The 24,011-nt window shown below is 65.2% G+C and carries 16 protein-coding genes, 2 other RNA genes and 2 pseudogenes; 8 read left to right on the forward strand and 12 right to left on the reverse strand.

Annotated elements, in window-relative coordinates:
* Positions 1 to 5 precede the first annotated feature (5 nt).
* The 3 genes from WJW29_RS01825 to WJW29_RS01835 all read right to left on the reverse strand — a co-directional run bounded on the left by WJW29_RS01825 (position 6) and on the right by WJW29_RS01835 (position 6,131).
* Positions 6 to 3,926 (reverse strand): YhdP family protein, encoded by a 3,921-nt coding sequence (locus tag WJW29_RS01825; RefSeq protein WP_011409097.1) that lies wholly within the window; start codon positions 3,924 to 3,926, stop codon positions 6 to 8.
* Positions 3,927 to 4,059: 133 nt separating this feature from the next.
* Complete coding sequence (gene rng / locus WJW29_RS01830) at positions 4,060 to 5,559, reverse strand: ribonuclease G (RefSeq protein WP_011259814.1); 1,500 nt, start codon at positions 5,557 to 5,559, stop codon at positions 4,060 to 4,062.
* Positions 5,559 to 6,131 (reverse strand): Maf-like protein, encoded by a 573-nt coding sequence (locus WJW29_RS01835; RefSeq protein ID WP_011409098.1) that lies wholly within the window; start codon positions 6,129 to 6,131, stop codon positions 5,559 to 5,561. Before WJW29_RS01835 ends, rng begins: the two co-directional genes overlap by 1 nt.
* 138 nt (positions 6,132 to 6,269) lie before the next feature.
* Between WJW29_RS01835 and WJW29_RS01840 the strand changes: the two genes are divergently transcribed.
* From WJW29_RS01840 to WJW29_RS01860, 5 genes and pseudogenes are all read left to right on the forward strand, one after another.
* Positions 6,270 to 7,004, forward strand: a complete 735-nt coding sequence (locus WJW29_RS01840) for an SIMPL domain-containing protein (RefSeq protein WP_011409099.1) — start codon at positions 6,270 to 6,272, stop codon at positions 7,002 to 7,004.
* A gap of 246 nt (positions 7,005 to 7,250) precedes the next feature.
* Positions 7,251 to 7,328: non-coding RNA, sX9 sRNA (locus WJW29_RS01845), on the forward strand.
* Between the two features lie 147 nt (positions 7,329 to 7,475).
* Entirely contained in the window at positions 7,476 to 10,589 is a 3,114-nt protein-coding gene (locus WJW29_RS01850) for a TonB-dependent receptor (protein ID WP_011409100.1), read from the forward strand.
* Between the two features lie 379 nt (positions 10,590 to 10,968).
* A pseudogene (locus WJW29_RS01855) lies at positions 10,969 to 11,572 on the forward strand (TonB family protein).
* Between the two features lie 286 nt (positions 11,573 to 11,858).
* Positions 11,859 to 11,934, forward strand: a non-coding RNA gene (locus tag WJW29_RS01860) — sX9 sRNA.
* 73 nt (positions 11,935 to 12,007) lie between these two features.
* Here the strand turns inward: WJW29_RS01860 and rlmH are convergent.
* Entirely contained in the window at positions 12,008 to 12,478 is a 471-nt protein-coding gene (gene rlmH, locus WJW29_RS01865) for a 23S rRNA (pseudouridine(1915)-N(3))-methyltransferase RlmH (RefSeq protein ID WP_011409102.1), read from the reverse strand.
* 121 nt (positions 12,479 to 12,599) lie between these two features.
* On the opposite strand from rlmH, the pseudogene WJW29_RS01870 reads away from it, so the two are divergent.
* Positions 12,600 to 13,055: pseudogene (locus tag WJW29_RS01870) on the forward strand (alkaline phosphatase PhoX); the annotation flags it as partial.
* Positions 13,056 to 13,563: 508 nt separating this feature from the next.
* Here the strand turns inward: WJW29_RS01870 and WJW29_RS01875 are convergent.
* The 7 genes from WJW29_RS01875 to WJW29_RS01905 form a co-directional block, all read right to left on the reverse strand.
* Entirely contained in the window at positions 13,564 to 14,679 is a 1,116-nt protein-coding gene (locus WJW29_RS01875) for a J domain-containing protein (RefSeq protein ID WP_011259821.1), read from the reverse strand.
* Positions 14,680 to 14,690: 11 nt separating this feature from the next.
* A complete protein-coding gene (gene rsfS, locus WJW29_RS01880; protein WP_011259822.1) occupies positions 14,691 to 15,107 on the reverse strand; it encodes a ribosome silencing factor in 417 nt (138 codons plus the stop codon).
* 56 nt (positions 15,108 to 15,163) lie between these two features.
* On the reverse strand, positions 15,164 to 16,063 hold the full coding sequence (gene nadD, locus WJW29_RS01885) for a nicotinate-nucleotide adenylyltransferase (protein WP_011409104.1): 900 nt from the start codon (positions 16,061 to 16,063) through the stop codon (positions 15,164 to 15,166).
* Positions 16,060 to 17,088 carry a DNA polymerase III subunit delta gene (gene holA, locus WJW29_RS01890; RefSeq protein WP_011259823.1) on the reverse strand — a complete coding sequence of 343 codons (1,029 nt, stop codon included), beginning with the start codon at positions 17,086 to 17,088 and terminating at the stop codon, positions 16,060 to 16,062. Before holA ends, nadD begins: the two co-directional genes overlap by 4 nt.
* A gap of 22 nt (positions 17,089 to 17,110) precedes the next feature.
* Entirely contained in the window at positions 17,111 to 17,746 is a 636-nt protein-coding gene (gene lptE, locus WJW29_RS01895) for an LPS assembly lipoprotein LptE (RefSeq protein ID WP_011409105.1), read from the reverse strand.
* A gap of 513 nt (positions 17,747 to 18,259) precedes the next feature.
* A complete protein-coding gene (gene leuS / locus WJW29_RS01900) occupies positions 18,260 to 20,902 on the reverse strand; it encodes a leucine--tRNA ligase (RefSeq protein WP_011409106.1) in 2,643 nt (880 codons plus the stop codon).
* A gap of 72 nt (positions 20,903 to 20,974) precedes the next feature.
* Positions 20,975 to 21,586 carry a DUF998 domain-containing protein gene (locus WJW29_RS01905; RefSeq protein ID WP_011259826.1) on the reverse strand — a complete coding sequence of 204 codons (612 nt, stop codon included), beginning with the start codon at positions 21,584 to 21,586 and terminating at the stop codon, positions 20,975 to 20,977.
* Positions 21,587 to 21,790: 204 nt separating this feature from the next.
* Here WJW29_RS01905 and trxA point away from each other — a divergent pair, with 204 nt between their 5' ends.
* Positions 21,791 to 22,648: a thioredoxin gene (gene trxA, locus WJW29_RS01910; protein ID WP_011409107.1), complete on the forward strand. Its 858-nt coding sequence runs from the start codon at positions 21,791 to 21,793 to the stop codon at positions 22,646 to 22,648.
* Between the two features lie 255 nt (positions 22,649 to 22,903).
* Positions 22,904 to 23,353 (forward strand): DUF4442 domain-containing protein, encoded by a 450-nt coding sequence (locus tag WJW29_RS01915; RefSeq protein WP_011409108.1) that lies wholly within the window; start codon positions 22,904 to 22,906, stop codon positions 23,351 to 23,353.
* Between the two features lie 299 nt (positions 23,354 to 23,652).
* On the opposite strand, the gene WJW29_RS01920 is transcribed toward WJW29_RS01915, so the two are convergent.
* On the reverse strand, positions 23,653 to 24,011 hold a 359-nt coding region (locus tag WJW29_RS01920), incomplete at its 5' end, for a transposase (RefSeq protein WP_146761664.1).

Here is a 24,011-nt window from a genome sequence, read left to right on the forward strand (position 1 = left end):
GTGGGTCAGCGCAGCGTCGGATCTGCCTTGCCGGATGTACCCGATGGGGCGGCCGGTTTGCGAGGCGCCCGCTCGCGCGCCTCGCGCTCCACCACATCTACCTGCGGCTCTTTCCATGGCCCGGTGACGTGGTAGGTCTTGGCACCGATCGCACCCAGCGGTTTAGCGAGCACCGCGTTGGCCGCCGCGCCGACGGCCGCACCCACCGGGCCACCGGCAACTGCGCCGACCACGGTCAGCAGATTGCCGGCCCTGGGATTCACATCCACGGTCTGGTCGAAGGTCTGCGCGCGCAGGTCGGTCTGCCCGCGGATGGCGATGTCGGCAGCCGGGCCTTCGATGCGGATGGCATCGGTGTGCGCGAAGCCCTCGCCGAAGCGCACTTCGCCGGCCAACTTGTTGAAGGCCAGGCCCTTGGAGAAGAAATCGCGGAAGTCGAACATCAACCGACGCGGCAGCTGCGCCACGCTGAGCAGGCCGAGCACGCGGCCGGCGCCTGGGTCCACTTCCAGCAACTGGCCATTGCGCACATCGACCTTGAGGTTGCCGCCCAGCGAGCCAAGCGCAAAACCAGTGGGCGCGCCTTCCCAGCCGGCATTGAGTTCCAGCTCTCCCTCGCCGCCACGCAGCTGGCCGCCCAAGGTGAGGTTCTGCAGCAGATTGCCCAGGTTGCGGCTGTCCACCCGCGCCGACAGGCGCGTCGTGGCTGCGTCGCCCTTGCCACGCCAGGCACCGGTGAGGCCGATGTTCTGGTCGTCCGAGCGCAGCTGCAACTGATCCACCTGCATGCCATCGACGAGCCGGCTGCTGCGCAGGGTGGCCGCACCAAAGGTCATTTTGCCGATCTGCAGATCGTCGATATCCAATGCCAGCGGCGGAATCGAGACCGGGTCGAATTCGGCCACGGCGCGACGTGCAGGTTCCGGCAAGGCGCCGGCCAGCGGGTCGCCGGGTTCAGGCGCGGCCGGCTCAGCAGGCGCCGCCACCGGCTGCCAGTGCACGGTCTTCAACGTGCCCTGCACGGTTGCACCATCGGCGGTGGGCACGGTGAGCTGGCCGGCCAGCGAGGGGCCGGCCAGCGTGACCGCCACCGCATCGCGGGTGGGACGCAGACGCAGGCGCGTTTGCGGGAACACGCCGCCGATCATCAGCAAGCGGTCCGCCTGCACGTCCACCTGCTGCAACGGCACCGCATCTTTCTTGGGAATGGCAGGCTGGCCGGGCAGCGGCGGCATGTCTGCATCGCTGCTGGTGGTGCGCGCCAGGCTGATCCAGTCGATCGCATCCAGCGAGGCGGCGCGCCCCGTGACCACCAGCCCGTTGGCCGGTGGCCGTTCGGTGACGGTGTCGCTACCCATCACCACCCGCACGCCGGTCTGCTCGCCATGGCTGCTGGCCTTGAGCGCCACCAGCTTGCCGAACGCCACATCGATATCGCCATCGCCCACCGGCAGCGCCACCTTGACCTGGGTATCCAGCGGCTGTCTGGCGGCCTTGTCCAGCGGCGCAGGCAGGTCCAGCGTGGTACCCACCAAGTTAGACCGGAGCGTCAGCATCGCAGTGGCATCGGTCTGCCCCGACGACAGCAGCGGCACATCCACGCCCACCTGCCAGGGTGCGCTGCCGTGCACGTACGGGCGCAGCCACTCCATCTGCGGTGCGCGGTCGAACAATTCCTTTGCATCCAGGGTGGCGCCAAGACGCGCTTCGAAGGCCTGCGTAGGGTTTTGCACCAATCCGCCGGCGCGCAACGACAACTCGCCGCTGCGCCCCTCGTGCTGCACGCTCAGATGCTCGGCGGCGAAGCCGGTGTCGCGGTACTCGGCCTGCCCGCTGACCTGGTCGAAGGCCAGATCCCAGCGCGCATCGGCCAGCTTGGCGCCCTGCAACGCCACCGTGCCCTGCAAATGGCCGCCAACGCCATAGGTGCGCAAGGGACGCAGCAGATCGAAGGTCACGGTGGCCGGGCCGGACACGGTGAGATTACGCAAGGTGTCGCCATAGCGGCGCTCCAGCGGGCTCTTGCGCAGCATGCCGAGTAGTTGCGCCGCATCGGCCTGGGTGGAGGCGCGGACGTAAAGTTCGGACGTAGCGAAACTGGGAATCCCCGCTTCCACCTGTGCGATCGGGGTACCCGCAAGGTCGCCCTGCCCCCGCAGCGAGAAACCGTTGCCGATAAAGCTCAGGTGCGCCTGGACCTGTTCCATCGCCGGCCAGTCCGGCTGGAAGCGGATCACGCCGTCGCGAATCTGCCCGAACGCTTCGAAGCGCCCGTCGTTATTGTCGAACGGCCAGTCGTCCAGATCGCCGCTGACCAGGCCGGTTCCGCCGGTGACGGTGCCGCCAGCCACAGCCATGTCGAGCCAGTCGATGAGGGCCTGGCTCATCTTGGAGCGGATCCAGAATTTGCGCGCCACCGGCAACGCCACATCATCCAGCTGTGCCGCCAGCTGTATGCGCGGGCGGCTGCCATCGCCCTGGAACCACAGCCCGCCGCGCACGTTGGCGCCGTAATCCTTGCCCTGCACACGCAGCGCCGAGGTGGCGACCTGCCAGCCAGCGCCTTCGCGCCAGCCGACAAGCTTGCCGGCCAACTGAATCTCATGCACCACGCCAAAACCGGTTGGCCAATCGAAGCGCAGCGTCGCGTCGGGCGCGGGGTCCAGCTCTACGCCCTGCGCGTCGCCATCGAAGGTGCCGCGCAGGCCGCTGATGCCCGGCGCATTGCCCACCGGCAGAAACCCCAGCTCTTCGATCTGGCCTTGCGCGCGCATCGCACCGCCCTGCTCGCCGTCGACCTGCAGGTCGGCCACGCGCAGCTGCGGTTTGGACCGGCTGAGCCAGCGCCGCAAGGCGGGCGACAACTGCTCGCTCAGCGCCGCGGCGGCGATCAGGCCCGAGACATCGACCTGCTTGCCCACCACCGCATAGCGGCGCCCGCCGGCAATGCTCAGCCCGTCCAGGTGCTGCAGTTGCGCTGCCTGACCCAGGCGCAGCAGCGGCGCGTCCACCCGCCAGCCGCCGTCGATGGTCTGCCAGCGTGCGCGCGCCTGCAGACGCTCCCAGGTCAGTGTGCGCCGCGCGCGCTCGCCCGGCAGCGCGTCCCCGGACAGGCGCAGCTGCTGCAGGTCGGCATCCACGCTCACCGCAGCGATCTTGCGTGCACGCAGTTGCGCCCAGGCTTGCAGACGCCCGCCACCGCCATCCACGCGCATGCCGCCGAAGTGCAGCAGCGACGTCCACGCGGACAGGTCGGCCGGGTCGGCTTGTGCGTAGGCGCTGCCATCGCCACTGTCGCGGTCGAATGCCAGCACCACCGTCAGCGGCGCGCGCTTGAGATCGATCCAGCTGCGGCTGCCCACCTTGACGGTGGACCCGCTGACACGCAGGCGTAGGTCGATGCGCGGCAACGTGGTGTCCAGGCCGATCGATGGCGCAGCCACATGCAGGCGCGCTTCGGCCAGCTGGATCTCGCCGAGCCGGCGCAGCGCATCCAGCGGATCGGAGTTTCCGCCGCCGGGCATGCCCTGGACCGACCACACACCGTCGTCGCTGCGTTGCAAGGTCAGCGCCAGGCCACGCAGGCGTATTTCGGTCAACGAATGGCCCGGCAACAGCCCCGCATACATCGCCAGCAGCACCTCCACCTGGCCAACGCGCACCTCGCCCTGCGGACCGATGCGCAATCCGTCCAGCCGCAACAGCGGACCGCGGCGGGTCCATTCGGTCTGCAGCCGATCAAAGACAATCGGCTGACCGGCTCGCTGGCTCAGCCACTGCGCAATCTGCTGCGGGTGTTGCTCGGCCAACGGCAGCGCCTGGCTGGCCGCGCCCACCAACAACGCGACCGCCACCAGCGCAAGCGCGCTGGCAGTGATCGCATAGCGGCGAAACAGGCGGAGACGGCGGCGCAGCGGGGTGGGCATCAGGAGCGGGGATTGGGGATTAGGGATTGGCTACAGCGTGTCCGGGCACGGTAACGTCAACGCGCCTGCTGGCCGCACATCATGACGGGGCCGGCTTTTACAAATCCCGAATCCCGATTCTCCAATCCCGACCTCACAGCAGCACCACATCGAACTGCTCCTGCAGATACTGGTCGTCGGACTGGAAGAGGATGCTCTTGCCGAGAAACTCTTCCAGCTCGGCCACGGCTGCCGATTCTTCGTCGGTGATGCGCGCGACCACTTTCGACGACGCGATCACCAGCAGGCGCGCGGCATCGAACTGGCGCACCGCGCGGGTGATCTCGCGAAAGATCTCGTAGGTCACCGTTTCGGCGGTCTTGATGGTGCCGCGCCCACCGCATTGGCCGCAGGTTTCCGAGAGCTGGCGCTCGAGGCTTTCGACGGTGCGCTTGCGGGTCATCTCCACCAAGCCCAACGGCGAGAACTCGTACACGGTGGTCTTGGCGTGATCGCGTGCCAGCGCCTTCTCCAGCGTGCGCAGCACCTGACGACGATGCTCGGAGTCGTCCATGTCGATGAAGTCGATGATGATGATGCCGCCCAGGTTGCGCAGGCGCAGTTGCCGCGCCACCGCCTGTGCGGCTTCCAGATTGGTGCGGAACACGGTTTCTTCGAGGTTGCGCTGACCGACGAACGAGCCGGTGTTGACGTCGATGGTGGTCATCGCTTCGGTCTGGTCGATCACCAGGTAGCCCCCGGACTTGAGCGGCACCTGCTTGTTCAACGCACGGCCGATCTCGTCTTCCACGCCGTACAGGTCGAAGATCGGCCGGTCGCCGGTGTACAGCTCCAGCCGCTCGGCCAGCACCGGCATGTACTTGGCCACGAAGGCCTGCAATTGCACGAAGGTCTCGTTGGAATCGACTTTGACCTTTTCCACGTCGCGGCGGATCAGGTCGCGCACCGCACGCAGCGGCAGGCTCAGGTCTTCGTAGATGATGCTGCACGGCGGCGCCTCGCGGCCGCGGCGCTCGACCACGTTCCAGACCCGCGAGAGATACGCGATGTCCTCGGCCAGCGCCTCGGCCGGCTGGCCTTCGGCATTGGTGCGGATGATGTAGCCGAAGCCGCCATGCTGGGCCGAGACCTCGCTGACGATGGTCTTCAGGCGCAGCCGCTCGGCTTCGTCTTCGATGCGCGCCGACACCCCAACGACCTTGGACTGCGGCAGCAGCACCAGATAGCGCGACGGAATGCTGATCTGGGTGGTCAACCGCGCCCCCTTGGTGCCGATCGGGTCCTTGACCACCTGCACCACGATGTCCTGGCCATCGCGCAGCAGCTCCACGATCGGCACCGAGGCCGGCGGTGGCGGCGGGATCGGCGTTTCTTCGGTATCGACCACGCTGGCCGGCGCCGGCGCCAGACGGATCACATCGTTGGCGTGCAGGAAGGCGGCACGCTCCAGCCCTACTTCGACAAAGGCAGCCTGCATGCCGGGCATCACCCGCTGCACTTTGCCTTTGTAGATATTGCCCACCACGCCTCGGCGCCAACCGCGCTCGATATGCAGCTCCTGCAGCATGCCGTTCTCGATCACCGCCACACGGGTCTCGCGTGGAGTGACGTTGACCAAGATCTCTTCCGACATCAATGCGCTCCGAAGGCTGTGAGCAACTGCGAGGTGTGATAAAGCGGCAATCCCATCACGCCGGAATAGCTTCCGGACAGATGGCGAATGAAGCGCTCGGCACGGCCCTGGATCGCGTACGCGCCGGCCTTGCCCATCGGCTCGCCACAGGCGGCGTAGGCGGCGATCTGCGCGTCATCGAGCCTGTCGAAGGTGACCTCCGACACCACCAGTGCCTGCGCCGGCGCGCGCTGTGCGCAGACCAGAACCACTGCCGTGAGCACCTGGTGGGTGCGCCCGGACAACGCGCGCAGCATCGCGATGGCATCGTCCACATCGACCGGCTTGCCGAACACCCGCTCGCCCAGCACCACTTCGGTATCGGAGCCCAGCACGATGGCATCGGGGTCGGCGGCCTGTACCAGCGCCAGGCCGGCGTGCGCCTTGTCCAACGCGACGCGCTGCACGTAGTGGTCGGGCGATTCATCGGCTGCGCGCAGCTCGGGCACATCCAGTTGCACCGTCTGGAATGGCACATCCAGGCGTTGCAGGAGTTCTTGTCGGCGCGGCGAACGGGAAGCGAGATAGAGCATCCGTCCAGCATACCTGTTGCCCGCACTCGCCCGCTTGCTTGATGAACGCATGCGCCGTTGCCGATCGCCTTGTTGCGTTCGACTCACAACATATTCATCGACCTGCCAACACGCTCGCCGCACAGACAAGGAGATCCCATGCTTACTCACCTCAAGCCGTTGTTGCTGGCGCTGTCCCTCGCTGCCGGAACCGCCATGACCGCCCACGCCCAACCTGCGTCGAGCTACACCGTTCCCAGCGACGGCACCCTGCTCAATGTGTCGGCCGAGGCCGAGGCCAAGCGCGTGCCGGACGTCGCCACGCTGTCTGCCGGCGTGGTCACCCAGTCCGCCGACGGCAACGCCGCCATGCGCCAGAACGCCGAACAGATGAGCAAGGTCATGGCCGCAATGAAGACCGCCGGCATCGCCGACAAGGATGTGCAGACCAGCGGCATCAGTCTGAGCCCGCAGTACACCTACAAAGTGAACGAGGCACCCAAGATCAACGGCTACCAGGCCAGCAACACGGTCAGCCTCAAGGTCCGCGACATCGCCCGGCTGGGCAAGGTGCTCGACGCCCTGGTCGCGCAGGGCGCCAACGACATCAACGGCCCGAGCTTCTCGATCGACCAACCTGAACCGGTCTACGACGAAGCACGCGTGGCCGCACTGAAAAAAGCCCAGGCGCGTGCCGAAACCTATGCCAAGTCGCTGGGCCTGAAGGTGCGCCGCATTGTCAGCATCTCCGAAGGCCGCAGCGGCGGTGCGGTGCGCCCGATGATGATGGCCGCCTCGTTGCGCTCGGCCAAGGCCGAGATGGACACCCCGGTGGCCCCGGGCGAAAGCACGCTGTCGATCAACCTGGATGTCACGTTCGAGCTTGGGCGTTGAGAAGCTAGAACTGCGTCAAGACCTACGATGTGTTGCATTTGCACTGCTTTCTTCGGAGGGCAGTATCGTTTACGCGGTCAGTCGACTCCGCGCACCGCTCTCCCGGCGATTGAAAGTCACGAGCTTCCCTCAGCCTGAAAACTGGTTACTTAAAAGCACCTAGAGTCACGCTATTGCAGTCTTAGAGCGGCTAATCAAGACTACTGCGCAGCCGCCAAGCGGGCGCGGCCGGTGCTCGGAATCGGCATGTACCACGCTTAACATTCCGGTTCCGAGTGCGCCGGCCGCGCCCACCTGACAGCTGCTCGCGACGTGTTGTTAGCCGCTCTTGATAGGCGTTTTCTGTTGTTTGTGCTTAAAAAAACATGAGATTTAGAGAAATCGTTCTTTAAGCGGATGCAGCCGCTCTCTAGCATCAGATGTCAGCGCACCGTCATATTCGTGACGGCGCCCATCTGGAGAGCGATAGAGATGACCATCCATTCCGCACGGCACCGCCGCCCGTTCTTCTGCTCCACGTCGCCTGTGCGCTATGGCCGCATCAGCATGCTTGCGCTTGCACTGAGCGGAGCCGTCGGCATGCTCGCCACGGGCACTGCGGCCGCGCAAAGCACCACGGCCGGTATCTATGGAAGCGCACCGGCCAGTGGGGGGGCAACGGTCACCGCGCAGAGCGATAACGGCTTTACGCGCACTGCGCCGGTCGATGCCAGCGGCCGCTATGCCATCGGCAATCTGCCAGTGGGCACTTACACCGTCACTCTGCAACGCGAAGGCCAGGCCGCCGAAACGCGCAAGAACATTGCATTGCGCGTCGGCGCCGGCACCGATGTGTCCTTCGGCAGCAGCCATGCGTCTAGCGGCACTGCCACGCTGGGCACCATCACGGTCACCGGCAATAACATCTCGCCGGTGGATGTTTCTGCGACCGCCTCACGCACGGTGATCACTGCCGAGCAGTTGCAGCGCTTGCCGCTGGCACGCTCTGGCGAAGCGATCGCGCTGTTGTCGCCTGGCGCGGTGCAGGGCAGTGGTTATTTCGGCAACGCCATTTCCTTCGGCGGCGCCGGCGTCACTGAAAATGCCTACTATCTCAACGGCTATCTCAGCTCCAATCCGCTGACCAACATCGGCGGCGTCACCCTGCCCTACGGCGCTATCGACCAGCAGGAGACCTACACCGGCGGCTACAGCGCCCGCTACGGCCGCTCGGCAGGCGGCGTGCTCAGCCAGGTTGGCAAGCGTGGCACCAACGAGTGGCACTTCGGCGGCCAGATGCTGTGGCGGCCGAAGAGCTTGTCCAGCGACTACAAGGATGTGTTCTATCCAGACACGCCACTGCCCTCTTCCGACTATTCCTATTCCAAACCAAAGTTGCCCGGCACGCTGTACCGTAGCCGCAAGGGCGACAAGGCCTGGAATACGGTCTTTAGCGCCTATGTCGGTGGACCGCTCATTGAGGACAAACTGTTCGTTTTCCTTGCCGCCGAGCAGGAGCGGAAAGACGGCGTGTCGACCGCAAGCCGCGGCGCTTCGGTCATCGGCCGAGACACCTATCGTGTGGACAAGCCGAAGGTCTACGCCAAAGTCGACTGGAACATCAATGACAGCAACATTCTTGAATTCACCGGCGTCAAGAACAACGACCGTGAAAGCGGCGCGTACAGCGATTTCAGCTACCCTGGAGTGATCGCCCGAAGCGCAAGCGGTGCGTTCGCCGATACGGTCAAGGTCGACGACCGGTACTACATCGGCAAATACACCAGCTACATCACCGACGCACTGACCTTCAGCGCGACCTACGGCAAGAGCCAGCAGAGCGACTATCGCAACAATCCCAGCCTGGCTCCATATCTGTACAACGCCAATCGGGAGGATCCGGCCATCACCGGTGGCGGCGAGATTCACAACAACCAGACCTCGACCCAGTCACGCGATGGCGAGAATCGTACCCATGGCCTGCGCCTGGACCTTGAGTACGTGCTCGGCAGTCATACGCTTGCCAGCGGCGTGGACAACATGTACTTCAACGCCAACAACGAAGGTGCACTCACCACTGGACCAGGCTACACCTGGTCCTACGACAACCTCGATCCCAACGTACCTATCTCCGACACGTTGGGTGTCGGTCCGGCAGGCGGCAATGGCTACTACGTCTACCGCGGCGTCTTCAAGACAGCCACCAGCATGTCGGTCAGGCAAAAAGCCTATTTTCTCGAGGACAAGTGGCAGATCAATGATCGTCTGTTGCTGATCCTGGGCGTGCGCAACGACAAGTTCACCAATTTCAATGATGCTGGCAAGGTCTATGTGGAAAGCGGCGACCAATGGGCGCCTCGGCTCGGCATCAGCTGGGATGCGTTTGGCGACTCGTCGTTGAAGGTCTACGGCAATGTCGGTCGCTATTATCTGGCGCTTCCCAATAGCGTGGCCATTCGTGGTGCGTCGCCCTCGACGAAGACGAGCGAATATTTCACCTATACCGGTATCGACGCCCAAGGCAACCCGACCGGCCTGACGCCGATCCCGGTGGATCCGAGCGTCGGCGTCTCGTGCTCGGGAAATGTCGTCTCTTCCGATCGCGAGTGTGGGCAGCAACCCGATGTCGCGTCAGTTGCGGCCCACAACCTGAAATCGATGTACCAGGATGAGTTCATGGTCGGCTTCGACAAGACGCTGGGCAGCGACTGGGTCACCGGCGCCAAGTTCACCTACCGCAACCTGGGCACCACCATCGACGATGTCTGCGATTCGGACAAGATGCGCACCAAGCTGACCGCGATTGGCGTGGACCCCAGCACGGTCGATGTTCCCGGGTGCGTCATCTTCAATCCGGGCGAAACCAATTCCTTCAGTCTGGCTAACCTGGATGGGTCCGGCCGCACCGCGCTTTCAATGTCGTCGGCCGATTGGGGCTTCGACAAGAAGGCCAAGCGCAAGTACCTGGCACTGGATCTGTTCCTGCAGCATCCGTTCGACGGCACGTGGGAAGGCCGCATCGACTACACCGTGTCGCGCAACTTCGGGAATACCGAGGGCCAGGTGAAGTCGGACATCGGCCAGGCCGACGTGTCCAAGACCCAGGACTGGGATGCAGCTGCGCTGATGTGGTACTCCGGCGGCTACCTGGCCAACGATCGTCGCCACCAGATCAAGCTTTACGGCTCTTACCAGATCGCACCGGAATGGCTGATTGCAGGCAATATCCGCGTGCTGTCCGGCACGCCGAAGTCCTGCCTGGGGTATGTCAGTATCAACGGCATCAGCGAAAATTCCGCCGCAGGCGATCCGGTGGGCTATGGCTCCTCGTACCACACCTGCAACGGCCAGCCGTCGCGTCCGGGCGATGCCGGCCGCTTGCCATGGACCAAGATCGTCGACCTGGGCCTGACCTACCGCCCGGAATTTGCCGACAAAAAGCTGGCCTTCACCCTGCAGGGCTTCAATATCTTCAACGAGCGCAAGCCGTTGCAGGTGGATTCCATCTGGGAAGACAACCACTACAAGCTGTCCAACACCTACGGCATGGGGGTCAATTTCACCCAGCCGCGCTACACCGTGCTGTCCGTGTCATACGACTACTGACGTCTCTCCCGTCAGCGTCGTTTCCCCAGCTCTGTAAAGGGCTGGGATTTTCTTGCATCCACGCCCAGCTTCGGCTGGGCGTTTTGTTTGCGCGGAGGATTGCCACTGACCCACGCGTCTGGACACGCGCGACCGCGCTGCATCGCCCAGCACCGTGAGGACAATGGGTGCCGCCTCAAGGGCACGGTGCAACCACGCAATCGCGCGTGGCGCTTGTGCGGCCACCAACGCTGCGGTAAACCTGGGCTACCGGATGGTGATGTGCGTCCGGGTCGCGCAGGTCCTTTCCGCAGTTCCGTTCTGGAGGTGGATGATGGTTCGCACGCAATCGCAGGTTTCTTCCCGTCCCCTTGGTATCGACACCTCGCGCGTTCTGGCAATGAGCACGGCCGTGGCATTGCACCTACTGGCGGGCGGATTGTTGTTGATTCCGCTCTCTCACCGCGCGATTCCCCAGCAGACCGCACCCAAAGAGCGCTGGCTCCTGCCGGTCAGCATCCCCACGCCGCCGCCACCGATTGTTTTTCCAGTCAACGTAACATTCACGCCGAAAACGCATCCACCGACCAAAACGCTGCCGGTGCCGGTGCAAGCCGCAGTGATCACGCAGGAGCCAGTGGTCGATAGCGCGGTGTTTGCCGTTCCCGCGACGATCTCCGACGTCGCAGCAGAAAGTGCGCCCACGACCACCACACCCAGCGGCCCGATCGAAGCGGGTCAATTGCAGTATCTGAGTTCGCCAGCGCCAACCTATCCGGCGGCCGCACTGCGCGCAGGTCAGCAAGGCACGGTGATGCTGCGCGTATTGGTCGGCACCGATGGGCGTCCGGCCGAAGTGAGTGTGCAGACCAGCAGTGGTCATCGCGCGCTCGACCTGGCCGCACGTAGCCAAGTGCTGCGCAGCTGGCGCTTCCAGCCGGCGATGCAGAACGGCCAGGCCGCAGGCCTATGGTCTGGTGCCGGTAAGCTTCTCGTTGCATTGAGTGGCAACCCGATGCGGCGGCTTGCAATTGCAGCCGCCGCATCGATACGACGCAGCCCAGACGAACGACAACTGCCCACCCAGCCACTACGAACGCGTGCGCTCGGGTCGGCAACAAAGTGCAACATCGCCGCAGCATCTGTTTGAATGACGCACACGCATCGATAGCCGGGACGGCCCATCGCGTTATCACGCGCCTGACACTGCGCATCGCGCGTGCAACTTGGAGCGACGAATAAGACGACCACGCAGCCGTCAAACAGACACGGCCAGCGTTCGGAATCGGCATGTGGCACGCGATCACTGCAGCTCTTCAGCGCAATCCATACCGACCTGGCGACTGCTCGCGACGTGTTGTTAGCCGCTCGGTTTCGTCATTGGTGGCGTGACGCGACGCCCTAAGCTTGCTGCTGGATGTGGACCACTGCACGCGCTGCTATGCGCGGTGATAAGGATGATTGGCCAGCATCGCTGCGGCCCGATACAACTGCTCGGCGACGATCAGGCGCACCAGCATGTGCGGCAGGGTGAGCGGGCCGATCGACCAGCTTTCACTGGCGCTTTTCAGCACCTCTGCCGAGTGGCCTTCGGGCCCGCCGATCAACAACGCCAGGTCGCGGCCCTGCCCGCGCCAATGCTCCATGCGCTGGGCGAGCTGTTCGGAACTGAGTGGGCGCCCCGGCACATCGAGCGCCACCACGTAGGCATTTTTCGGAAGTGCGGCGAGCACGCGGCGCCCTTCGTCGTCGGTCGCGCGCTGTGCATCGCGACCTTTGCCGCGCAGGCCGGGCTCGATCTCGACGAGCTCCAGCGGCATCCAGTGCGAGAGACGCTTCTGGTATTCGGCAAACCCTTGCGCTACCCACGACGGCGCACGTTCGCCAGTGGCGATCAATCGGCATTTCATCCGCACATGATATCCGCGTCACAGCCCGGGCAGTCCGCGGCGATGTGTCATCGCGCGTCATGGTGTGGTTACAGCTGGCAATTCGTGGCGCTCGATCACCCAGCCACGCAGGAGTCGCTCAATGCCGATTTTCGATCCCGCCCGCCGCCAGGTTCTCAAGTGCGGTGCCGCCGTCATGGCTGCCGGCGCCCTTGGCAGCTTGAGCGCGTTGCAGTCGCGCCAGGCCCAGGCCGCCACTTCGTCCTCCACAGGGTTGGCGCCTGCTCCCAGCCGTTACGGCCCACTCGCACCGGTCGCCGATCAGAGCACCGGCCTGCGGCCGCTGCAGCTGCCGCAGGGCTTCAGCTACCGCTCGTTCGGCTGGAGCGGCGAGCGCATGGACGATGGTCAGCCTTGCCCCGACCGGCATGACGGCATGGCCGTGGTCGGCCTGCGCCGGCCCGACTGGCGTCCCGGCAGCGATCCGCTGCGCGGCCTGGAATATGTGCTGATCCGCAACCACGAACGCGGCGCAGGCAGTCCGTTCCGCGCGCCGGCGATGTACGACACCGGCATTGTCAACGGCATCCAGCAGGCCAGCGAGTGTGCAGCTGACCTCGCAGCAGATTGCCGACGCCGGCAAGACGATTGCCGAAGACGATTACCGCGATACGGAGTTCTGCGGTGCGTGTTGGGACCCGTTGGCGCGCACCTTGTTCGTCAACATCCAGACGCCGGGCATCACGCGATCACCGGGCCGTGGGAACGCGGACCGTTGTAAGCACGGCGCTGAATCGGGCGATGGTATGGCCTGTTCACTCCTGGCCGGCTGCGGTTGGACGGCCGCTGCGCAATGGCCTTGCTGCGCTTGTCGGAGCGGCCAACCGGTGTCGATGGAGCAATTCCTGACCGACCCCGTGTCCGTCCGGCAAAGGCAGACAACTTGCAGTGCTCACCCACTCCCAGAAATCGATGGGAGTGTCCGGTGGGCGAGAGCCTTGCGAATGCGGGTGATCGCAGCGCCACCCGCGGACGAGATCGAGATGTGAGTGATACACGGCACTGTCGGCCTCAAAGCGCACATCGCCTAACGCCAGTAGCGCGCCTCAGAACCACGGAGCGTCTGGCATGTCCGACATGACGCGTTGCATCTTCAGCCAACGCTTGAACGATTTTGGGTCGGAGAGTTCACTCAGGCTTTGGCGGGCTTCGATCAGATCGTCTTCAACATCACGCTTGAGTTGGCCCATCAACCTGCTCAACCGCTCAGGCTTGGGGCGCGACGGCAGATCCAGTCCATACTGGGCGCAGAAGTCATATGCCTGCTGCAGCACCTGCTGTTGCAGATCCTTGCACTGCCGCTCCAGTTCGCGGTTGTAGTCCTTCAGTCGCGCCGGGCTCATCGCATCCACGCCTTGTGCGTCCAGCAAGCCGATTTCTGCCTGCAATTCGAGCAGGCCCAGCAGATCGCCGGCCTTGTAGGCGGCGTTGAGCCGCTGCATCAGCAGGGTACGCGATGCGTGGTCGTCGCTGTCCGTGGCGCGGTCGGGGTGCAGATTGCCGGCCAGCTTGCGATAGAGCTCGCGCAACGGGGGCGGTTCGGCACTGCCGGCAACCGTTTTCTTTTCGGCGCGCTTGCGCCGTTGCGTCTGGCGTTGCTGTTGCTGCACGTGCTCCTGCTGCAAGCGCTCGCTGACGCGTTCGTAGAGTTCCTCAGGCGACTCGATGCCATCCAGTTCGTCGGCATCCAGCCCACAGGCTTCGCCAAGAATCTGCTTCATCAAGGCGTCGGATTCGGACACTTCCTGTTCGTAGCTCACCGCGCTATGGCGATCGTAAATCGGCCGTAGCGCTTCGTGCCCTGCTTCGATCAACGGGCCGGCGATATCGCACACCAGATCGGACAAAAATTGCCGGTCGGCCTTGCCCAGTTTGACCGCGACAGACGCGCGATCGAGTTCTTCGACCAAGGCGATGTCGGCCGCACAGCGAAGGTCGAACAAGGGCTGCAATTCGGCGAAGTAGCGCTCGCGCCACTGGGCGAGCGCATGCTGCCAGGCCTCCAATTCGGAGCGGTGGCGCTGCAGATCGTGCAGCAGCCGGTCGAAGCGTTTGCGCGCCGGCGATAGCGGCGGGCCGTTTTCCTGCGCTGGCTGGCCACGCAGTTGCTGCAATACCCGTGAATCGGGTGCAACTGGCAATTCGCGAGTTTTTTTCGGCATGCCAAGCGCTCTCAGTCTTCGTCCGCGCCGGACTCGTCCGTATCGGACGGACGCTGGTCGCCCACGGTCCACAGGCGCTCCAGCGCATAGAACTCGCGCACGCGCGGCAGCATCACATGCACGACCACATCGCCCAGGTCGACCAGCACCCATTCGGCTTCGCGCTCGCCTTCCACGCCCAGCGGCATCACCTCCAGACGCTTGGCGAACTTGACCACTTCGTCGGCGATCGATTTGACATGGCGGGTCGAGGTACCCGAGACCACCACCATGTAGTCGCAGACACTGGACTTGCCGCGCACATCGATCTCGACCACGTCCTTGGCTTTCAGTTCTTCGACAGCCTCGCGCACGGTGGCCAACAGGGCCGGCACGGACGGTGGCGGGTTCGGAAGGGAGGTCTTGATGACTTGGGCTTGGCTGGTCAAAGCGGCAACTCGATGGAATTGGCGTGAATTATAGGCCGGTCCGGCCGGACGCGTGTTCAGCTAGCCGGGCAGGCGCTGCGGTACAGGCCTTCGCGCTGAATCATTGCGGCCACTGGCGGCGACACCAGGGCTTGCCATTCGGCGCCGGTGGCGATGCGCGAACGCACTGCGCTGGCCGATTCGCCGCGCAAGGGCTGATGCAGCAAATAGAGGCGGCCGGCCGGCGCGCTGACCAGGTCGCCTGCGCTGGCGACCCAGCGGCCCTGCACCGCCGCGGCCAGCTGCGGTGCGTCGGCCAGCTCCAATGTGGTACCCGGTCGTGCGGCCACCACGAAGTGCGCCAGCCCGAACAACGCCTGCCACGCATGCCAATGGTCCAGCCCGACAAAAGCATCGGCGCCCAGTAGCCAGGCGATTGGGGCGGCGGAGCCGAATTCGGCACGCAGCGCGCGCAAGGTATCGACGGTGTAGGACGGCGCATCGCTATGCGCGGCGCGCTGCAGTTCGCGGGTATCCAGTTGCAGCCCGGGATAGTCGGACAGCGCCAGCTGCAGCATCTGCGCACGCTGCGCGGCGGTGGCGCCGGGCGCAGGGCGATGCGGCGGGTCGGCGGCCGGCACCAGGTGCACGCGTGCTCCCAGTTCGTCGCGCGCCGCGCAGGCAATGGCCAGATGGCCTACATGGATCGGGTCGAAGGTGCCGCCGTAGTAGAGATGCAGCCTGGCATCGGGAATCGGGAATCGGGAATCGGTGTGGGGCCGGGAGTCGGGAGTCGGGATTTGGGAGTCGGAAAGGCGCGGGTCTGAGGCGGCGGGGGCGTTGATAGTCGCTGACGTCGGAGTGGCGCTCGCGAGGAATGCCGGCTGTGTGCTTGGGTCTGCGGTTGCGCTAGTCGGCAACTCCCGCTCTCCTGAGCCTGCGCCCTGCTCCGCGGTTCCGGCCTCCCTCGCGGTCACGCCAACAATCTCACCGCGCGGGCTTCGGCCACGGCCACCAGCAGGCGTTCCAGACCCACCCAGGCGTCGCCGTCGGCGCGACCTTTGGCCATGCGATCGACCAGCCCGGCTTCGGCGACGAAGCGCTCCCAGCGACGCGGTTCGGGGTGACGTTGCAGCGCGCGCTTGAATGGCGCCTGGCGCGATTCCCACAGCCCCTGCGCCTTCATTTCGGCAGCGAGGTTGCCGCCGTTGGCCTGCACCTTCGCCAGCGACGCAGTGCGAAGTAATTCCTTGATGAGGATCGGCATCAGCGCGGCGACCGCCTCGCCTTCGGCGCGCAGGCCGGCAAGCATGCGGATCACCGCGGCCGGCTGCCCCGAAAACGTGGTTTCGGCCAGCCGAAAGACGTCGTAGCGTGCGGCATCGGCCACCAACGACTCCATCGCCTGCAGATCCAGTGTCTTGCCATCGGCCAGCAGAGCGAGCTTGTCGATTTCCTGCGCAGCGGCAAGCAGGTTGCCTTCCACCCGCTCGCTCAGGCGCTGCACCGCGGCGGCGTCGGCACGCAGGCCGTGCGCACGCAGGCGACGCTCGATCCAGTCGGAGAGTTCATGCGGCTTGATCGCCCAGGCAACGGCAATCGTGCCGATGCGGCCGACGGCCTCGGCCCACTTGCCCTGATGCGCCTTGCTCCAGTCGTTGGCGGTGATCAGCAGCACCACGTCCGGCGGCGGGTTGGCGCAGAAGCGGGTGATGACCTCGGCGCCATCCTTGCCGGGCTTGCCGCTGGGCAGGCGCACCTCGACCAGGCGGCGCGGACTGAACAGGCTGGGCGCGTTGAAGCTGGCGTCGAGCTGATTCCAGTCGAAATCGCGGCCATCGGCATCGAAGACTTCGCGTTCACCGATGCCTTCAGCGCGCGCGCGCGCGCGCACAGCGTCGGCGGCCTCAAGCACACGCAAGGTCTCCGGGCCGGCGATCAGATAGACTGGCTGCAACGGCTGGTTGGACTGGCCGGCCAGTTGCTCGGGGCGAAGTTCCATAGCGGAAAAGAGCGGGCGCGGCTTAGTTGCCCGAGGTCGGCGCGGGCGGCAGCGCAGCCGGCACGCTGGATTCGGGCGGTGTTGTGGGCTGCACCGGGGCCGGCGGCAAGGGCGCAGTCGGGGTGCTTTCCAGGCTTTCGCCATGCTTCAAACGTGCACGTACCACGCTGTCGATACGGCGCAGGATCGAGGCCGACATGTCTTTGCGCAGTTCGTCGGCAAGGATCTCGCGCTCGGTCGCGGTACCGGTGGCGTCCACCGGCGGCGACACGTAGTCGCGCGACAGCTCGATCACCTGCTGCGGCACCAGCACCGCGCCATTGGCGGTGGTGACAGTGAAAATGGCTGCGTAGCGCAGGCTGTATTCCTGGGCACGGCCCTGGCTGTCGATGGCGATCGGCAGATCGCCCCAGCGCTCGGACAACACCTGCACCTGTGCGAAGCCGGTCTTGGCGTCTTCATCGGCCAGCGTGGCGCCGGAAGCCTTGAGGCCCCGCCGCAACAGCTTGGCCAGCTCGCTGTACTGCACGGCGGACTGCACCTTCACCGCCGGCGTGTCGGGCGGCAACGCCAGCGAATTACGCAGATGGAAACCGCAGGCGGTGAGGCTCGAGACGAGCACGAGTGAGGCAGCGAAGGCAGTAGGAAATCGAATCATGGGCACAGTCTGGATGAGCGCCCCGGCGGCGGCAACAGGCGGCTAGCCTGCCCGACACCGCGTGAACGGGGCTTGAGAGGCGCCGCAGTACACCGCGGCGCCCCAGAAATGACAAACGCGTCGCCACGCGCCAGTGATAAAGACGTACCGATAACCATCGCGGAAACTCATCGACGCGTCGCCACGCCCTGATGCAGCGAGCACCAGGAACCAGCATGGAAATCACACCAGCGCGCCGGCACGCAGCGGTGAAATGAAACACCAAGCCCCCCGCCTACCTGTCGCTGCGCGCCAATGCAGTGCATCGCCAGGACCATCGCAGCAACCCACCCACGCATCGACCCGCGGGCGCGGTGTGTCGCAAGCAACGACAGCGGCAACGTCCCTGATGCTTCGCCACGCGCCCCCACCACCAATTGCAAAGAAGCGCGGTAGCCACTCCATCACCGTGCGACCGCGCCGATCCGACGAACTGTCCGAACCGGCGATGGCAAACCGCCGCATCGGCACCCCTTATCCCGCGACGATATTCACGATCTTGCCCGGCACGATGATGATCTTGCGCACGCTCAGGCCATCGAGGAACTTGGCGGCATTCGGCTCGGCCTGCGCCAGTGCCTCGATCTGTTCGCGGGCCGCATCGGCGGCGACGTCGATGGTGCCGCGCAACTTGCCGTTGATCTGCACCGCCAGCGTCAGTGCATCGCGCACCAGCGCGCTGACATCGGCCTGCGGAAACGCGACGTTTTCCAGCAGCGTTTCGCCACGACCGAGCACTTGCCACAACGCATGACTGGCGTGCGGGGTGATCGGGTTGAGCAACAGCACCATCGCTTCCAGCGCTTCCTGGCGCACCGCACGGCCCTGGTCGCTGGCGTCGTCGAACTTGGCCAGCGCGTTGGACAGTTCCATCACTGCGGCAATGGCGGTGTTGAAGCTGTGGCGGCGGCCGTAGTCGTCGCTGACCTTGCCGATGGTTTCATGGGTCTTGCGGCGGATCGCTTTCTGCTCGGCGCTCAACGCGGCAACGTCCAGCGCGACGGCAGCGCCCTCGCCCACATGCTTGTGCACCTGCGCCCACAGCCGGCGCATGAAGCGCGCCATGCCGTCCACGCCGGCTTCGTTCCATTCCAGCGATTGCTCCGGCGGTGCGGCGAACATCGAGAACAGCCGCACCGTATCGGCGCCGTACTTGGCCACCATCGACTGCGGGTCCACGCCGTTGTTCTTGGACTTGGACATCTTCTCGGTGCCGCCGATGTGCACCGGCTGGCCGTCGGCGATCAGCACCGCACCGGTGACGCGGCCGCGCTCGTCGCGCTGGATTTCCACGTCGGCCGGGTTGATCCAGTCCTTGCCGCCGTTGTCGGCATCGCGATAGAACGTGTCGGCGATGACCATGCCCTGGGTGAGCAGGTTGGTCACCGGCTCGTCACTGTCCACCAGCCGCGCATCGCGCATGAGCTTGTGATAGAAGCGGAAGTACATCAGGTGCAGGATCGCGTGCTCGATGCCGCCCACGTACAGGTCGGCCGGCATCCAGTAATTGGCGCGGCGATCGACCATCTCGCGTGCGTTCGGGCTGGTGTAGCGCGCCACGTACCAGCTCGATTCCATGAAGGTGTCGAAGGTGTCGGTCTCGCGCTCGGCCGGGCCGCCGCAGTCCGGGCAGGTGGTCTGGCGCCAGGTCGGATCGGTCTTGATCGGCGAACCGGTACAGGCAAATTCCACGTTTTCCGGCAGCACCACCGGCAACTGGTCTTCCGGCACCGGCACCGCGCCGCACTTGGGGCAGTAGATCACCGGAATGGGGCAGCCCCAGTAGCGCTGGCGGCTCACGCCCCAGTCGCGCAGGCGGTAATTGACCCGGCGCTGGCCCTGGCCCTTGCGCTCGAAGCGCTCAGCCAAGGCTTCGAAGGCACCACCGAAATCCAGGCCATCGAACTCGGCCGAATTGATCAGCTCCAGCTCGCGGCTCTTGTCGGTGTACCAATCGCGCCACTCGGTGGCGTCCCAGCGCTGCTCGTCGTCGTTGCGCGGCTCGCGTAGCTTGACCACCTGCACGATCGGCAGGCCGTACTTGTTGGCGAATTCGAAATCGCGCTGGTCGTGGCCGGGCACCGCCATCACCGCGCCGGTGCCGTAGCCCATCAGCACGAAGTTGGCCACCCACACCGGCACCTGCTCGCCGCTGATGGGATGCACTGCGGTCAGGCCAGTGGCCATGCCGCGCTTTTCCTGGGTTTCCAGCTCGGCCTCGGAGACGCCGCCGTGCTTGAGCGTTTCCAGCAGCGCGGCCAGTTCCGGGTTGGATTTGGCCGCATGCAACGCCAGCGGATGCTCGGCGGCGATCGACACGAAGGTCACGCCCATCAGCGTGTCCGGGCGGGTGGTGAACACGCGCAGCGGATCCAGTGCGGCACCGTTGGTGTCGCGCACGTCGAACTGGATTTCCAGGCCTTCGGAGCGGCCGATCCAGTTGCGCTGCATGGTCTTGACCGAGTCCGGCCAGCCGTCCAGCTGGTCCAGACCGTCGAGCAATTCCTGCGCGTAATCGGTGATGCGCAGGAACCATTGCGGAATCTCGCGCTTTTCCACCACCGCGCCGGAGCGCCAGCCGCGGCCGTCGATGACCTGCTCGTTGGCCAGCACGGTCTGATCGATCGGATCCCAGTTCACCACCGCATTGCGGCGATAGGCCAAACCCTTGCGCATCAGCCGGGTGAACATGCGCTGCTCGTGCACGTAATAGTCCGGCGTGCAGGTGGCGAACTCGCGCGACCAGTCGATGGCGTAGCCCAGCGACTTCAGCTGCGCGCGCATGTGCGCGATGTTGGCGTAGGTCCACTTGGCCGGCGCGGTCTTGTTCTTGATGGCGGCGTTTTCCGCCGGCAATCCGAACGCATCCCAGCCCATCGGCTGCAGCACGTTGTGGCCGGTCATGCGCTTGTAGCGGCTGACCACGTCGGAGATGGTGTAGTTGCGCACATGGCCCATGTGCAGCGCACCGGACGGGTAGGGCAGCATCGACAGGCAATAGAACTTGGGTTTTTCCGAGCTCTCGTCGACCTGGAAGGCGCGGGTGGCATCCCAAAACTGCTGGGCGGAGGTTTCGACCTGGTGCGGGTCGTAGACGTTCGGTTCGACGGTGGACATTGGGAGCGGATGCTCGGGCGGTGCAAAGCGGTACAGGGTACCGCAGTGCAGCAGGTGCACCAAACCGTTGTCTTAGACCGTGGACTTTGCCGGCCACGCCCAGGCCGCCACCGCCAGCCAGCCGACCCAGGCCAGGAACGCCAGCCGCTGGGCAATGGCCTGGCGCAGCAGGCCTGGCGGGCCGAACGCCAGCACCGCCACCAGCAGCCCCGCCGCCAGGCTCAGCCAGGCCAGCATGCGGCTGTTTGCACCGTTGAGCAGCGCAGCGGCAATCAACAGCATGCCGGGCACGAACGCCACCGCCCACAACAACCAGGCGGTGGCATGGGCCTGGCTGGCGCGGCCATCCAGATCGGTGGGGTCCAGCGGCAGCATCCCCATGCCGAGGAAGGCCAGGCCGGCCAGCACGATCAACTGCCCACCCACGCGCAGACTCCAGCTGGCCTTGGCCGGCATGCGCGCCAGCAGGCTGACCCCGGTGGCCATGCCCAGCGCGCCCACCAGCACGAAGGCGACCAGATTGAAGCCCAACGCATGCGGCACGCCTTGCGCCCCCAACAGCGCCACCGGGTGGCTGGCCTGCAGATAGCCCGGCAGCGTGGCGCCGAAACCGGCGAGCGCCAGCACGAAGAGCGTCGCGGCGATCAGGCCCAGGTAGCGCTGTGCGCTGTCGGTGGTTGGCATTGTGTTGCTCCAGCACGGGGCGCGATGCGCCGCCAGAACGCGGCATTGTCGTGCCGGGCGGGCGCGACGTGAACCCCCGACATGGCCACGACCGTGCCGGAGACGGCAGCGCCCCCGCCGAGACGCCGCATTGGGGCTAGGCTTGTGTCAGCGGCGTTTGCCACCATTACCTCCCACTGTTGCCGCACTCACTTCTGGAAGCCCATGTCCGACAAGCCGCATGTATTCGATGCCACCACCGACACCTTCGAGACCGAGGTCCTGCACAAATCGTTGACGACACCGGTACTGGTGGACTTCTGGGCCGTCTGGTGCGGCCCCTGCAAGTCGCTGACGCCGATCCTGGAAAAGCTGGCCGGCGAGTACAACGGCGCCTTCGAGCTGGGCAAGGTCGATGTGGACAAGGAACAGCAGATCGCCGCCGCGTTCCAGATCCGCTCGGTGCCGACGGTGTTTCTGGTCAAGGGCGGCGAGATCGTCGACGGCTTCCCGGGCGCGATGCCGGAAGGCCAGGTGCGCGAGTTCCTGACACAGCACGGTGTGCTGCCGGCCGAGCCGCAGGTGGCCGAAGAAGTGCCGCTGGCGCCGCTCGACCCGCAGGCGCAGGCCGCGGCGCTGCGTGAGGCGATCGCAGCCCAGCCGGACAAGGACGAGCTCAAGCTGGACCTGGCGCTGGCCCTGCTCAAGACCGGCGACACCGCCGAGGCCGAACAGTTGATCGATGCCCTGCCCGCCAACCTGGCCACCGACGACCGCGCGGTGCGCGCCAAGGCGCGGCTGAGCTTTGCCAACGTGCTCAAGGATGCCCCGGATGCCGGCACGCTGCAGGCCACCGTCGATGCCAACGGCGCCGACCTGCGCGCGCGTCACCTGCTCGGCGTGCGTCACCTGCTCGATGGCAACGACGAAGCCGCGCTGGAGCAGTTCCTGGAAATGCTGCGGCAAGACCGTACGTTCGACGACAATCGGCCGCGTCGCAGCCTGATCGATGCGTTCCGCGTGATCGAGGACGAGGATCTGGTCGGCCGCTATCGTCGCAAGATGTCGGCACTGGTGTTTTAAGCACCGGGGTTGACGCCTGACATCAGGCTGCGTGTGGACGGTCGTGCGATCGTCCTGCTCACCGCCGGATGCGCGCCGGGCCTGTGCCCGGCGTTTGCGTTCTGGGCCTGCAAGGCTTCGGCACCCGGGAGATCGATAACGGTGACACCGATGCGCAGTGAGCAGCAACAGACCGACCAGCATGCCGACACACTCCATCCATACGCATGCGAATGTCATGCTGCACACCTTCCCTCGTCACGGAAAAAGGCCCGCATGCGTGCATCACTGTTCAAGTTCGGCCTCAATCTCTGGCGGCCGTTTTTGTTCGCCGGCATCCACGTCACCGTGCTGTCGGAAGACTACCGCTTTGCGCGGGTGGAACTGCGCCATCGCCCGTGGAATCGCAATTACGTCGGCACCCACTTCGGCGGCAGCCTGTTCGCAATGACCGACCCGTTCTGGATGCTGCTGACCATTCACAACCTGGGCCGCGACTATTACGTGTGGGACAAGGCCGGCAACATCGAATTCGTCAAGCCCGGTCGCGGCACGTTGACGGCGGATTTCGTCATCGACGACAGCGTGCTGGCGCAATTGCGCCAGGCCACTGCAAGCGGCGAGAAGCATCTGCGCTGGTTCGAAAACGAGGTGCATCACCGCGACGGCGAGGTGGTCGCACGCGTGCGCAAGCAGCTTTACGTCAAACGCAAGCCGGCACGTTGAGGATTACGGCGGTGATCGCTGCCAAGCCAGCTGACACGGCGATGCATGCATTCGCTGAAACCGCAGCTCGCGCAGAGATTATCGATGTCAGTGCAAGCAGACACCGATCCGCCTTCATGAACCAGGTTCGATTGCAGCAGCAGGAACCGAACAGGACCGCCTGTTGCTACGGGCGCAGCGATAGCAGATCCGCACCCCAGCCGAAAGCGCGCTAGCCCATTGCTGCAGCCGTCGCGAGATCGATGGCGTCGCATTCGCCCAATCCAGGCACAGCTGGGTCAACACAATCTTTCACCTGATTAGCACGCACTTTCAGCGGTGAACATGGTGACATCACGCAGGGCCCGCTCGGACCACGGCTTGCTGGCGGCTGCGGCGGCCAGCAAGCTGGGCACCAGCCGGGTCAGATCGAAACGGCGGTTGAACCGCCACATCGTCTCTGCCAGGTAGCGCTGGGCGTATTTGGCGAATTTGAAGGCGTGATAGGCACCGTCCAGCGAACGCTTTAGGTTGGACAACACCACGTTGACCCAGCGTGCGTTCTCTGCCTCGCAGCGACTTCGACCGCTGCCTTCGATCACCGTGTGCGCGTGCTCGGCTTCCAGTGCTCGAAACGCACCGAGTCCATCACTGTAGACATCTGCTCCAGGATGCAGGC

The sequence above is a fragment of the Xanthomonas sp. JL1 genome, from assembly GCF_038405005.1.

Coding starts and splice junctions, on each gene's coding strand:
- WJW29_RS01840 (WP_011409099.1), top strand. CDS start 6,270: ATGCTTACTCACCTCAAGCCGTTGTTGCTGGCGCTGTCCCTCGCTGCC.
- WJW29_RS01875 (WP_011259821.1), bottom strand. CDS start 14,679: ATGCCGAAAAAAACTCGCGAATTGCCAGTTGCACCCGATTCACGGGTA.
- WJW29_RS01905 (WP_011259826.1), bottom strand. CDS start 21,586: ATGCCAACCACCGACAGCGCACAGCGCTACCTGGGCCTGATCGCCGCG.
- rlmH (WP_011409102.1), bottom strand. CDS start 12,478: ATGAAATGCCGATTGATCGCCACTGGCGAACGTGCGCCGTCGTGGGTA.
- WJW29_RS01850 (WP_011409100.1), top strand. CDS start 7,476: ATGACCATCCATTCCGCACGGCACCGCCGCCCGTTCTTCTGCTCCACG.
- holA (WP_011259823.1), bottom strand. CDS start 17,088: ATGGAACTTCGCCCCGAGCAACTGGCCGGCCAGTCCAACCAGCCGTTG.
- WJW29_RS01825 (WP_011409097.1), bottom strand. CDS start 3,926: ATGCCCACCCCGCTGCGCCGCCGTCTCCGCCTGTTTCGCCGCTATGCG.
- lptE (WP_011409105.1), bottom strand. CDS start 17,746: ATGATTCGATTTCCTACTGCCTTCGCTGCCTCACTCGTGCTCGTCTCG.
- rng (WP_011259814.1), bottom strand. CDS start 5,559: ATGTCGGAAGAGATCTTGGTCAACGTCACTCCACGCGAGACCCGTGTG.
- trxA (WP_011409107.1), top strand. CDS start 21,791: ATGTCCGACAAGCCGCATGTATTCGATGCCACCACCGACACCTTCGAG.
- leuS (WP_011409106.1), bottom strand. CDS start 20,902: ATGTCCACCGTCGAACCGAACGTCTACGACCCGCACCAGGTCGAAACC.
- WJW29_RS01915 (WP_011409108.1), top strand. CDS start 22,904: ATGCGTGCATCACTGTTCAAGTTCGGCCTCAATCTCTGGCGGCCGTTT.
- WJW29_RS01835 (WP_011409098.1), bottom strand. CDS start 6,131: ATGCTCTATCTCGCTTCCCGTTCGCCGCGCCGACAAGAACTCCTGCAA.